The sequence below is a fragment of the Candidatus Kirkpatrickella diaphorinae genome (assembly GCF_025736875.1).
In the GTDB taxonomy this organism is placed as follows: domain Bacteria; phylum Pseudomonadota; class Alphaproteobacteria; order Acetobacterales; family Acetobacteraceae; genus Sorlinia; species Sorlinia diaphorinae.
Genome location: NZ_CP107052.1, coordinates 785,161 through 796,761, shown reverse-complemented (window position 1 = coordinate 796,761; position 11,601 = coordinate 785,161). Strand labels below are relative to the sequence as shown.

Genomic DNA, 11,601 nt, shown 5'->3' with positions numbered 1-11,601 from the left:
TCACAATGCCAAACGAAAGACGCGGATTTCAATGCTAATCAATAGTATCGATCCGCGTTGAGAATTAATATTAAAAGTTTTCGTTAAGGCTCAACGCGCTGCCAGCCGACTCAAGTTGGTTAAGCTGGCGCATTTTGCGGGTAAATCCGGCAGGATTTACTAGGCGAGCAAGCGCCCGCCGAGACGGGCTGCTCGGCCTTAACGCTCAGTCATCAAAATGTGACGGGAAATTCTGGAAATGGCGACCCATACGGGATTCGAACCCGTGTTGCCGCCGTGAGAGGGCGGTGTCCTAGGCCTCTAGACGAATGGGTCGAGGCAGGTGCGTTCTAGCAGAAACCAGCCTGATGGCAAGGGAAATTAATGAAGCTGCGAAATTATCGGGCCGAGCGCTTCCCCACCAAGGATATGCATATGGAAATGCGGCACTTCCTGCCCCGCATTTTTACCGCAATTGGACACGAGACGGTAACCGCCGCACGTCAAACCCGCCTGACGCGCCGAATCGCCAATGGCCTGGAAAAAACTCACGATCTCCTCCTGACCGGCATGGGCGCTGAAATCATCGAAGGACCGATAACGCCCTTTCGGGATGGCGAGGAGGTGCACGCGCGCCTGTGGAAACTTGTCCCGGAAAACAAGCACGTGGTCATTTTCAAAAATCACATCGGCTTTAAGCTCATGGCGCAGGATGCGGGCGAAGATGTTTTGATCATCGTAAGTGTTTTCAGTCATTTTATGTCCTCGCACTTTTTAGCTTTAACTTTCGGTCAAGCAGGTTTTTCCACACGGGATGCTTTCTCAGCGATGCCGCTCATGGCTTCACGGCGCTGAAGCTCCTGCCAGATTTCCTGCGGGGCAATCCCGGCATCGACCCAGAGCACGATGAGATGATAGAGCACGTCAGCACTCTCACTCACCAGCTCATTCGCACTGCCTGCCACGGCTTCGATGAGGCACTCAACCGCCTCTTCCCCAAATTTCTGCGCGATTTTTTTGCGCCCGCGCGACAATAACCGGGCGGAATGGCTCAGGGATGGGTCGGTCCCGCGACGTGAAAGCACGGTCTCATGCAATCGATCGAGCACGGCGGCTGTGATGTTATCGCCTGCGCGATCCAGTTGGCCTTTCTCTATTTCCAGCAAAACAGAGGCGACTTTCTTCTTGCCTGAAGCTTTCTTCGTGCGGGATTTCTTCACGCCTGACGCTGTACGCGTCGATTTGCCTGATGAAAGGGCCACAATTGCTCTCCTTGAAACCGTCAATCGTCTTGTTAAGCGCCCGGGTGGGATGCAGGATCCATCCTGACAGGCAAACCCGCCTGATGTAAGGCGTGTTTCACATCGGTGATTGTCAGGTCACCAAAATGAAAGACACTGGCCGCCAGCATCGCGCCCGCCCCGGCCTGCGCCGCCTCAACGAAATGCCGGGCCGACCCGACCCCGCCTGAAGCAATGACCGGCACCTCGACCTGACGGGAAACAGCATGGAGCAGGTCAATATCGAAACCTTCCCGCGTGCCGTCGCGGTCCATACTGGTCAGTAAAATTTCGCCAGCCCCACGCCGCGCGGCTTCCGCCGCCCAGGCGACAGCATCAATGCCCGTGCCTTTCCGCCCGCCATGGGTAAAGACCTCCCATTTGCCAGGCGCGGACGCGCGCGCATCAATGGCGCAGACAATACATTGCGCGCCGAAGCGTGACGCCCCCTCGCTGATGAGTTCAGGCCGTTTGATGGCGGCCGAATTGACAGCACATTTATCCGCCCCGGCGAGGAGGAGCCGACGCATATCCTCACTTGTACGCACGCCACCCCCTACCGTGAAGGGCAGAAACACACGTGACGCCACGCGGCTGACGAGGTCCAGCAATGTGTCACGCTGGTCCGACGTGGCGGTGATGTCAAGGAAGGTCAATTCATCCGCTCCGGCCGCGTCATAAATGGCCGCCTGCTCCACCGGGTCCCCCGCATCGCGAAGGGAGACGAAATTGACGCCCTTCACAACGCGCCCATTGGCGACATCGAGACACGGGATGACACGCAGTTTAAGCATGGGCGCTGCCTAATAACTGGCGTGCTTCGTCAATCGTGAAGCAATTCTCGTAAAGCGCGCGCCCGATGATCACCCCTTCAATATTCGGGGCCGTCAGGCACGCATCCTGAAGCGCGCGCAGATGCGTCAGGGCGCCGACGCCGCCACTGGCGATGACAGGGATGGTCAGTTGCTGGGCGAGGGCCATTGTCTGCGGAATATCAATGCCGGACATCATGCCATCCCGCGTGATCTCCGTGAAAATGACGGCCGCGACACCTGCATCCTGCATTTTGAGGGCGATATCCGCCACGGAAAGGTCACTTTCATCCGCCCAGCCTTCGGTTGCGACGCGCCCCCGCCGCGCATCAATCCCCGCAACAATCCGCCCCGGAAATTTCTGACATGCCTCCCGCACAAGCTCCGGGTTTTTAACGGCGATGGAACCAAGTATGACGCGGGAGATCCCCAATTCCAGCCATGCCGCAATCGATTCAAGGGTTCGGATGCCGCCGCCAAGCTGAACCTTCATATCCACAGCATCAAGAATGCGCCGGATCGCCTCGGAATTGCGGGAGACCCCTTCAAAAGCGCCATCCAGATCCACGACATGCAGGTAACGGCATCCCGCCTTCTGGAACGCGGCGGCCTGCAAAGCCGGGTCATCCGCATAGGCCGTTGCCGAGTCCATTTCCCCCTGACGCAGGCGCACGCACCGCCCGTTTTTAAGATCGATCGCCGGGTAAATTGTGAGAGATTGCCTGGGCATAAAAACCTGATTTGTAATGAGTTGCGGAAAAAGCGCCTATTAGGCCGCCATGTTCGTCGGTGACCATGTCAGGAAATTGATCAGGAACTGAATCCCGACATGCTGGCTCTTCTCAACATGGAACTGCGTACCGCAACGATTGCCGCGCGCGACGATCGCGGGGACCTTCCCGCCATATGTCGTGCTGGCGATGACATCCGCCGGGTCATAATCCTGCAAGGCATAAGAGTGCACGAAATAACCATGCTCCCCCGGCGCGATATTGCGGAGCAGGGGGTGGGCGTCCGGTTCAAATTCGAGGTCGTTCCAGCCCATATGGGGCAGGCGAAGGCCCGCCGCGCGCACTTCCGACATGATGTCAACCGTGCCGCGTATCCACCCGAACCCGGTCGTCTCACCATGTTCCAGACCGCGCGCGGCCATGAGCTGCATCCCGACACAGATACCGAGATAGGGCGTCCCCGCCTCTGTCGCGGCATGGAGCGCGGTTAGGAGCGGCCCCTGCACGGCTTTGGCGCAATGATTAAAAGCACCTTGCCCGGGGAGGACCAGACGGTCCGCTGTCATGATGTCGTCAGGATCACCACTGATGATCACGTCAATTTCCAAACCCGCTTTTTGCGCTGCATAAGCGACGGACTTGGAAGCAGAAGCCAGATTGCCACCATTATGGTCAACCACGACTATTTTCTGTTTCATACCATTCTCAAATCTTCGCGCATCGAACATAAAACCCTCTTGAATTTCAGCAAGGCAAATCGATGCAGCGGCGACGAACTCCTTTAGAGACTGCCCTTGGTTGAGGGAACGGCCTCGCCCGCCCGGGGGTCATGGGCGCAAGCCATGCGCAATGCCCGCGCGAAGGCTTTGAAACCGCTCTCCGCAATATGATGGTCATTTTTACCGCATCTTTTACTGACGTGCAGCGTCAAGGCCGCACTCATCGCGAAGGCACGGTAAAATTCCTCCAGGAGGTCCGTATCAAGCTCACCAATCCTGTCGCGGCTGAAAGCCATGTTAAAGGCGAGAAAGGGCCGTCCGGAGAGGTCAATCACCACTTCTGACAACGCCTCATCCAAAGGGACAAGGGCATGGCCAAAGCGGGTGACACCTTTTTTATCGCCTAATGCCTCTGAAAATGCCTTGCCCAAAGCGATGCCGACATCCTCAACCGTGTGATGTCCATCGATCTGAAGGTCTCCATGGCATCGAACGCTCAGATCAAAGGCCGCATGTTTGGCAAGCGTGACGAGCATATGATCGAAGAAACCGATACCTGTATCGATGTCACCGACCCCTTGACCGTCAATATCGATGGAGACGTGGATATCCGTCTCACGCGTCTTGCGCTTCACCATTTTTTGTCGAGCATTTTCCATGTTCCGTGTTTAGCCGATTACCCACCCCCATGCAAAGTCCTTCCAACACTCGCGTAAAAATGAGTTCGTGCTAGACTGCCCCCGGCTTCATCAGGCGGGAGGGTGTGATGCCGGGTAAAAACAAGGCGATGGAGGTTCTGCTGAGTCGCACCTCGACAGATCGGCTCGACGCGCCGGCGCCGAAAGGGTCTGTGCTCATGCAGATCCTCTCAACGTCCCTGCGCGCGCCGGATCATGGGCGGATGCGCCCCTGGCGTTTCATCACCGTGGCGGGCAAGCATCGCGCGGCATTTGCCGAATTGCTGGTGGCGGCGATGCGCAGGACGGACCCGGAAGTGAAGTCCGCCAAGCTTGAAAAAAAGCGGGCTCGTTACGCGGAGGTCCCGATGACGATCATTCTGGGTATGGACCTGCACCCGAATGCCAAAATCCCGGTTGATGAACAGGTCATGGCCGTGGCGGCGGGCGCGATGAACGTGCTAAATGCTTTGCATGCTGAGGGTTTCGGCGGCATGTGGGTTTCCGGCGCTTTCCAGAATGATGAGATATTCCGTGAAAAGCTCGGCTTGACCCGTCATCAGAAAATCGCAGGTTTCCTGCAGGTAGGCACGGTCGAGGGACGCGCATCTGAAACAAAAAGGCCGGATATCGACCTGTATCACGCGCGCTGGAAGGGTGATCCTGTCGCGTTTGGAGCGGATAAGTGAATACGGAATTTGACATCGTCATCATCGGTGGGGGCGCGGCGGGCCTGTCCTGTGCATTATCGATGGATCGTCTCGGCTTCCATGTCGCGGTGATTGAGCAGGCGCCGGAAACCGCGTTGGAAAATCCTCGCTTTGACGGGCGGGAACTCGCTTTGACGCACCACACCATCGCCTGGCTTAAAGATTACAATGTTTGGCCGCATTTCGCGCTGTCCCAGGTCACACCCCTTCAACGCGCTGATATTTTATCCGGGCATGATGCCGCACGCGCGGCGCGGAAGCTTCTTTCATTTGAGTCCATGGACACACCGTCGGAAGAGCGCGCACCGTTAGGCTATCTTGTCGCCCATCACGTTATCCGCAAAGCCCTCTATGAAGAGGTCAGGAAGCGCGAAAACATTACTGTCATTTGCGGGAAAGACGCTTTGCGCAGCGGCGCACATGCTGAAGAGGCCCATATGGACCTCGATGACGGGCGGCGCTTCCATGCGCGCCTGATTGTGGCGGCTGATGGGCGCTTCTCCCGCGCGCGTGCGCAACGCGGGATCGGGGCCGTCACCCATGATTTTCGGCGGCATATTCTTGTCTGCCGCCTCAGCCACACCCGCCCCCACCACGATATTGCCACGCAATGGTTTGATGAGGGACAGACACTGGCCTTTTTGCCCGTGGGAGAGAAGAGCGCAGATGGGCGTGACTGCTCATCGCTGGTTCTGACACTCAAGCCGGATGATATCAGCCGATTGGCCCATATGGCGGCGCCTGATTTCGTGAACGATATTGCGCAGCGTTTACAGGGCCAGTTGGGCGCGATTGATCTCGTCAGTGCGCGCTGCACCTATCCCCTTAAAGCCGTCTATGCTCATCGTTTCCGGGCGGCGCGTTTTGCCTTGATTGGCGATGCGGCGGTGGGGATGCACCCGATCACGGCGCATGGTTTCAATTTCGGCCTGAAGGGGCAGGAAACCCTCGCCCGGAAAATCGCGGATGGCGCGGGTGACCCGGGGGAGCCGCGTTTGTTGCGCCAGTTTGAAATGGCTCATCGTCGGGATACGATGCCGCTTTTCGCGGCCACAAATGCGATCGCAACGCTTTATACGCGGGATGCCCCCCTGAGCCTGAAATTACGGGAGGCGACATTGCAATTCGCCCAGAACAGCAACCCGCTCAAACGTTTCGTGGCCCGAGTGCTCTCTGACCATTAGGGCCGCCCCGCAGACAGGGCGTCCCTTAAAGGTTTGATCAGTTCCCCGTAGCGCCACCGAACTGCGCAGGCGGCTGGCCGAGGGGGATGCCCTCTCGCCTCAAATTGCCGTAAGCATCCAGCATCAAGGCATTGGTAACATTACCGGCATCACGGACGGAAAGCAGCTTGGCTGACAGGGCCAAAGTGATCCCCGTTTCACTGATCGACGCGATGGAGACGCCTGGGGCCGGGTCCTGAAGGATGTCGGTTCTCTCCCGCATCATATCCAGCAGGACTTTCTGCGCCTTTGCCGCATCAGCATTGGTGGAAATCGTGACATTGGCCGTCATGGTGCTGATGGGTGAGCCCATCGTTGCATTGCGGACATTTGACGTGATGAATTGCGAATTCGGGACGATCATTGTGGACCCATCACCCAGAGTGATCTCCGTCGCACGCACGCTGATTTTCTTGACATCGCCTTTGACGCCGCCAATTTCCACCAGGTCACCCACGCGGATGGGCCTTTCAGCCAGAAGAATAACGCCGGAGACGAAATTCTGCACAATGGATTGCAGGCCGAAACCAATACCGACGGAGAGCGCACTGACCACCCAAGTCAGGTTCTGCACGGCGACGCCCGCCTCCGTCAGAACCAGAAGCAGGACGGCAATCCACAACACATAGGTCATGACATTGGTGATGGAGGAGCGTGTCCCGACATCCAGCCGCGTCAGCGGGAATAATTTTCCCTCCAGCCATCTCTTGAGATAATTAATGACGTAATAGGCAATGGCCACCGAGGCGATACAGACCAGAAGCGTATTGAGCGACAGGCTGAAACCGTGGAAGGACTGGCCAACAAAAAGCCCCCGCAACTGGGTGCCGATTGAACCTAGGTCAAAATGCCCGCCAGACAGGGCGATCGACAGAAGCACGATCACCAGCAGCACATTCAGGACAAAATTCAGGACCACACCAAATTGCTCGACGCGGCGACTGCCAACGCCAAGGGCGGAGAGACGTCGTGTGAGGGGCGCGTTGGCACCAAAGATCCAGGCAATCAGCTCCTTCACGGTCAGGCCGAGCAGCAGCACGATGACGCAACCCAACCCGAAGGAAACCAGGTTGGAGACCATGAAGAAAGCAAAGACCATATAGCCGAGCAGCACGGCCACCAAGGCGATGATCGACGCGATCACAGCAATCCCGCGCAGGGACGGCATGAAGAAAAGGCTCTGCTCTGTCCGCATCCCGTCCATCTGGCGGAAAAGCCCGACAAGATACAATGTCACAAAGATGGCAAAAACGCCTTCAAGCAGATGCCGTGTGTAAAATGGTAAGGCGTTTTCCTCAGCGACGGCAAAAAGGAAACTCTGAATGATGAGGAAGGCGGTAATGGTAAAGACGTGACGACGGTAAATATGGGGCTCCCGCGTTTCACCAGAGGCTGTCGGCACCAGATGACTGAGCGAGAACGGCACAGCGCCAATCAGGAAGGCGGCAAGCGGGATGGAGCCGGTAAGGCTTTCCGCGATGCGCTGACCCGCGCCACGAAAAAGCCCGACCGAGAGAAGCTGCCATAAGACGGTCGCCACAATCGCGCTGATCAATCCGGAAAGCATGACAGACAGGAAAACCGGCCTTCCCGCCACCTTTGGCGGCGCGCCGACCCGGTTGATCAGCCTGTCTTCAAACCGGGGGAAATATCGATAGCTATATCGTGAGGCCATTGCCGCCGCCGCGCCGGTGAGGATAAGCCCGATCAGCCACAACCATAATTTATGCAGTGCGCCAGCATATTGCCCATGATGCCCGGGCGCGAAGGCGCTGCGGATCTGGCTGAATTCCCCCGCCAGACCCGCCCAGTAATCCGGTGTCACCGGGGATGGGATTTTCTGCGTCAATAAAGCTGACTGCTTATGAGATAGCTGGCGCTGGATATTCGCGCTGAGCTGCTTCCCCTGAAGCTCAAGCAGTTTCGACTGAATGGAGGCGGAGCGGATATCAGCGAGGATGGATTTCAGATTTTTCCGCTGGGCGGTGATGTCAGCACTTTCCCCTTCACTTGCCGTATTGCCGATGGTTTCAAGGAAACTCTCATAAATGGTCTGGAATGATTTGATCTGCGCTGAAAGAGATGCAGCGTTGGACGCCAGAGATGTCGCGCGATCACCGAGGGTCGCGTAGCTTTCACTGCCTCGGGCGGCTGACTCGTCTGAGAAAGCCTTTTCCAGCCGCTTTGCTTCGGACTGCAGGGAGTCGATGCGGTCATTAATCGCTTTGGCGGATGTGCTCCAGCCGAAACCGGAAGGCATGGCCACCACGGTTGGCGTTTTATCGGTCGGGTCCGCAACAGAGCGTTGGGGGAGGGTGATCGTCATGACGATCAGCGTCGCCGCGCAGAGACGTTTCGCCGTCCTGATCCAAGTCGAATTTTCTGAAAAGCGGTGCGAGGCCATTGATCGTCCTTATTCCGGTGGCTGTCGCTTCAACGACAAAATTTTCCGATAGTTTGCATGACGGGTGAAGTTGCGGACATGCCAGCTGCCATCAGACGTCGCGGTTAGCGATGACATCCTTGATGGTCTCAAAATTGCGGCATGACATTTCATGCAGAAGCTCACGTTTGATCCTGCTGATAATGGCTGGTCCGTGCAGCACGAAGGCGGAATATAACTGCACCAGATCCGCCCCTGCGCGCAGACGCTCAAGCACATCGAACCCGGTTTCAATCCCGCCAGATGAAATGAGCGTCAAGCGGCCGCGATTCAGCCGGGCAACATCTCGCAAAGATGTGATGGCGAGCTGGGACAAAGGCCGTCCCGAGAGTCCGCCCGCCTCATACTGATGGGGGGAGGCCAGGCCATGCGGCCGACTGATTGTCGTGTTACTGACGATCAACCCGGCCGCCCCGTTATCCACACAGGCTTCAACAATATCGCCCAGCGTGTCCCGCGCGAGATCCGGGGCGATCTTGACGAGGAGAGGGGGGTGAAGCGGTGTTTCTTTCCTGACAGCCTGCAAAATTCCGGCGATTGATCGGGCACCTTGCAGATCGCGCAAGCCGGGCGTGTTGGGGGAAGAGAGATTGATCGTCAGATAATCCGCTAAAAGGCTGAAGGAAGCGGCTGACTGCGCATAATCCCGCTCCGGCTTTGCGCCTTCCTTATTAATGCCAAGGTTGACGCCGATCCGCGCATGGCCTGACTGCCTGGCCTCCATCTCCCGAATGTGTCGAAGTCGCCGCAGAAACGCTTCCATGCCACCGCTATTGAAACCGAGGCGGTTGATGATCGCGTTATCTTCCGGCAGGCGGAACAGGCGCGGCCGGGGGTTGCCGGGTTGCGGCCTTGGCGTCACGGTTCCACATTCCACAAAGCCGAACCCCATACGTGACAAAGCGCGGGCCGCGCGGCAATCCTTGTCGAACCCCGCCGCCAGGCCAATCGGATTCGGCAGATTCATGTTAAGACATTGAGTCGCAAGGCGCGGGGAGTCCGATTTCACGGCGGGATAAAGCCCGAGTGAGAGAAGTCGGATCGCAACGTGATGCGCTGTCTCAGGAGCGAGCGCATGTAATAAACGTGTCGCTACTCTGGAAACGCAGGAGGAGAACATGCTGTATCCCGTGACGGTCAAATTACAGGGTGAATATCTTTTTAGCTGCAAAGATGAGGCGATTTTAAGGCATTGGCCGAACTTTGCAAATCAGGATGGCTGACGCCATGGAATGGAACGAGCCTTACCTCGAATCATGTTGCCGGTGTGCTTTGCACCGCTTGAAGCTCGCCGGACCGGCCGGGCGGCCGCTCATTTTGCGCGACGCGCCGTGTCTCAAGCGTTTATGTGCGGAGGGGCTTGCTTCGATTGATCAGGACGGGCGTGTCCGTATGACGGCGCAGGGTGCGGCGCGTCATGAGGTCGAAATCAGCGGGATGCGTCGCCGTCGCGGGGTTCAGAATCGCCGACGCAGTGCCGGATGACGGCATTGTGACGTCCCGACAGCTCCACACTTCATGTCGGGATGCGGCTGCGCATGATTGAAGCTTTCAATGCAATGTGCAAATAAACGGCAATTTTTCATCCTTTTTAACTTTACGGAAGCGAAACGCGTTTTCGACACGGGTGAAAATCATCTTCAGGAGCAGAGAATGTCTCTCGTGCATCTATATATGGCGGTCTCGATTGTGGCGGAGGTCATCGCCACGACGATGCTTAAAGCGTCGGACGGCTTTACGCGCCTATTGCCGGGCGCGGCGGCGGTCCTTGGTTATGGCTTCGCCTTTTATTTCATGTCCCTGACTTTGCGGAGTGTGCCGACAGGTGTCGTCTACGCCATATGGTCCGGGGCGGGGATTGTGCTTGTTTCCATTATCAGCCTCATCATTTACAAGCAGGTACTTGATCTGCCGGCGATCGTCGGGATCGTTTTCATCCTTGTCGGCGTTCTTATCATCAATCTGTGCTCTCAAAGCGTGGCGCATTGACGGGGCAGGTTCACGATGCGTCGGTGAGCGGGGTGAGTGTTGATGGCGGCAGCGCGGGGTAATGAGCACATTATTGACACCATGATGCGCGCGCGCCGGCGACGCGGCCGCCCGGCAGGGCGCACCGGCAAGGATCGGCGCAGGACGGGTAAGGCGCCGGCCCCGGCTGTTGACCCGCTTTCCCGCGCTGTGGCAGATTCAGCCGTCAGATGTGTCGAGGCCTATATGATGAGTGAGCGGGAGGAAGTCGTTCAGTCCAGCGTCGCTTATCTTCGCGCACTCTGCGACATCTGGTCGCAGCGGAAAATTGACGCCAGGGATGTCTGGCGTGAGGTGGATGGGCGACTTCAGGTCTCCGCGCTTCTTAACCGCCTGAATCGCCAGCGTGCGCCTTCCGTGCGTGTCAAGCGCAAATTATGGCGTCCCTCTTCAACGAAACTGCCTTAATATATGTACGCCCTCGATATTGCCTGCCTCATCGTCATCCTCCTCTCCGTCATCTGGGCGGTGCATCGCGGTTTCGCGGAGGAACTCTCCGCCGTGATCGCCTGGGGCAGCGCGATTACGCTCTGTTATTTCCTGTATCATTTCCTCGCGGAACGCCTCGAACCCTGGATGGGCGATGAGAAATCGAGTCGCACGGTGGCGATCATTGGCAGCTTCATTGTGCTTCTCGTCATCATGCGGATGGTCACGCGCTCTTTCGGGCAATTTCTGAAAAAAAATCTCTTCGGCAATCTTGATCGCATTCTCGGTATTGTTTTCGGCGCGCTGCGTGGCTATCTAGTGCTCGTTATCGTGTTCATCGGGTTGAGATATTTTTTTCCCGATACGTCCCAGGAGTTATTGACCAGTGACAGCCACGCCGCCGCGCCTCTGCAAGCCGGCCTTAACTGTTACGATAAAATCCGGGACAGGATACAAAACCCGCCCTCTTTATCAAAAAAAACCAAACTTGATGCCCCGCCAGCGTTGGTTGAACCCGATACAGGCATTGAGGATGATCTCGACACAAGTGATGGCCCACAGGAGCCCTGA

General features: G+C 57.2%; 13 protein-coding genes, 1 tRNA gene and 1 pseudogene. 6 read left to right on the top strand and 9 right to left on the bottom strand.

Features of this window, described 5'->3' with window-relative positions; translation table 11 throughout:
- Positions 1–239: 239 nt before the first annotated feature.
- The 7 genes and pseudogenes from N5W20_RS03590 to hisB all read right to left on the bottom strand — a co-directional run bounded on the left by N5W20_RS03590 (position 240) and on the right by hisB (position 4,180).
- Positions 240–315: transfer RNA gene (locus N5W20_RS03590), tRNA-Glu, on the bottom strand.
- Between the two features lie 45 nt (positions 316–360).
- The gene (locus N5W20_RS03585; protein WP_319807545.1) at positions 361–735 is read right to left on the bottom strand and encodes an HIT domain-containing protein; all 375 of its coding nucleotides are present in this window, start codon (positions 733–735) and stop codon (positions 361–363) included.
- Between the two features lie 35 nt (positions 736–770).
- A complete protein-coding gene (locus tag N5W20_RS03580; RefSeq protein WP_408869419.1) occupies positions 771–1,241 on the bottom strand; it encodes a phosphoribosyl-ATP diphosphatase in 471 nt (156 codons plus the stop codon).
- Between the two features lie 32 nt (positions 1,242–1,273).
- Positions 1,274–2,053: an imidazole glycerol phosphate synthase subunit HisF gene (hisF, locus tag N5W20_RS03575; protein ID WP_319807544.1), complete on the bottom strand. Its 780-nt coding sequence runs from the start codon at positions 2,051–2,053 to the stop codon at positions 1,274–1,276.
- A pseudogene (gene hisA, locus N5W20_RS03570) lies at positions 2,046–2,786 on the bottom strand (1-(5-phosphoribosyl)-5-[(5-phosphoribosylamino)methylideneamino]imidazole-4-carboxamide isomerase); the annotation flags it as partial. The pseudogene hisA and the gene hisF, both read right to left, overlap by 8 nt.
- 54 nt (positions 2,787–2,840) lie before the next feature.
- Complete coding sequence (hisH, locus tag N5W20_RS03565) at positions 2,841–3,500, bottom strand: imidazole glycerol phosphate synthase subunit HisH (RefSeq protein WP_319807543.1); 660 nt, start codon at positions 3,498–3,500, stop codon at positions 2,841–2,843.
- Between the two features lie 83 nt (positions 3,501–3,583).
- The gene (hisB, locus tag N5W20_RS03560; RefSeq protein WP_319807542.1) at positions 3,584–4,180 is read right to left on the bottom strand and encodes an imidazoleglycerol-phosphate dehydratase HisB; all 597 of its coding nucleotides are present in this window, start codon (positions 4,178–4,180) and stop codon (positions 3,584–3,586) included.
- A 107-nt stretch (positions 4,181–4,287) separates the two neighbouring features.
- On the opposite strand from hisB, the gene N5W20_RS03555 reads away from it, so the two are divergent.
- Entirely contained in the window at positions 4,288–4,887 is a 600-nt protein-coding gene (locus tag N5W20_RS03555; RefSeq protein WP_319807541.1) for a nitroreductase family protein, read from the top strand.
- The gene (gene ubiM / locus N5W20_RS03550; protein WP_319807540.1) at positions 4,884–6,092 is read left to right on the top strand and encodes a 5-demethoxyubiquinol-8 5-hydroxylase UbiM; all 1,209 of its coding nucleotides are present in this window, start codon (positions 4,884–4,886) and stop codon (positions 6,090–6,092) included. The genes N5W20_RS03555 and ubiM overlap by 4 nt, the downstream gene beginning before the upstream one ends.
- A gap of 37 nt (positions 6,093–6,129) precedes the next feature.
- On the opposite strand, the gene N5W20_RS03545 is transcribed toward ubiM, so the two are convergent.
- Together N5W20_RS03545 and N5W20_RS03540 are read right to left on the bottom strand one after the other, a co-directional pair.
- On the bottom strand, positions 6,130–8,535 hold the full coding sequence (locus tag N5W20_RS03545) for a mechanosensitive ion channel domain-containing protein (protein WP_319807539.1): 2,406 nt from the start codon (positions 8,533–8,535) through the stop codon (positions 6,130–6,132).
- A gap of 91 nt (positions 8,536–8,626) precedes the next feature.
- The gene (locus N5W20_RS03540; protein WP_319807538.1) at positions 8,627–9,694 is read right to left on the bottom strand and encodes a quinone-dependent dihydroorotate dehydrogenase; all 1,068 of its coding nucleotides are present in this window, start codon (positions 9,692–9,694) and stop codon (positions 8,627–8,629) included.
- Between the two features lie 95 nt (positions 9,695–9,789).
- Between N5W20_RS03540 and N5W20_RS03535 the strand changes: the two genes are divergently transcribed.
- From N5W20_RS03535 to N5W20_RS03520, 4 genes are all read left to right on the top strand, one after another.
- On the top strand, positions 9,790–10,059 hold the full coding sequence (locus tag N5W20_RS03535) for a hypothetical protein (RefSeq protein WP_319807537.1): 270 nt from the start codon (positions 9,790–9,792) through the stop codon (positions 10,057–10,059).
- A 168-nt stretch (positions 10,060–10,227) separates the two neighbouring features.
- Positions 10,228–10,563: an SMR family transporter gene (locus N5W20_RS03530; protein ID WP_319807822.1), complete on the top strand. Its 336-nt coding sequence runs from the start codon at positions 10,228–10,230 to the stop codon at positions 10,561–10,563.
- 42 nt (positions 10,564–10,605) lie between these two features.
- Positions 10,606–11,010 carry a hypothetical protein gene (locus tag N5W20_RS03525; RefSeq protein ID WP_319807536.1) on the top strand — a complete coding sequence of 135 codons (405 nt, stop codon included), beginning with the start codon at positions 10,606–10,608 and terminating at the stop codon, positions 11,008–11,010.
- A gap of 3 nt (positions 11,011–11,013) precedes the next feature.
- A complete protein-coding gene (locus tag N5W20_RS03520) occupies positions 11,014–11,601 on the top strand; it encodes a CvpA family protein (protein ID WP_319807535.1) in 588 nt (195 codons plus the stop codon).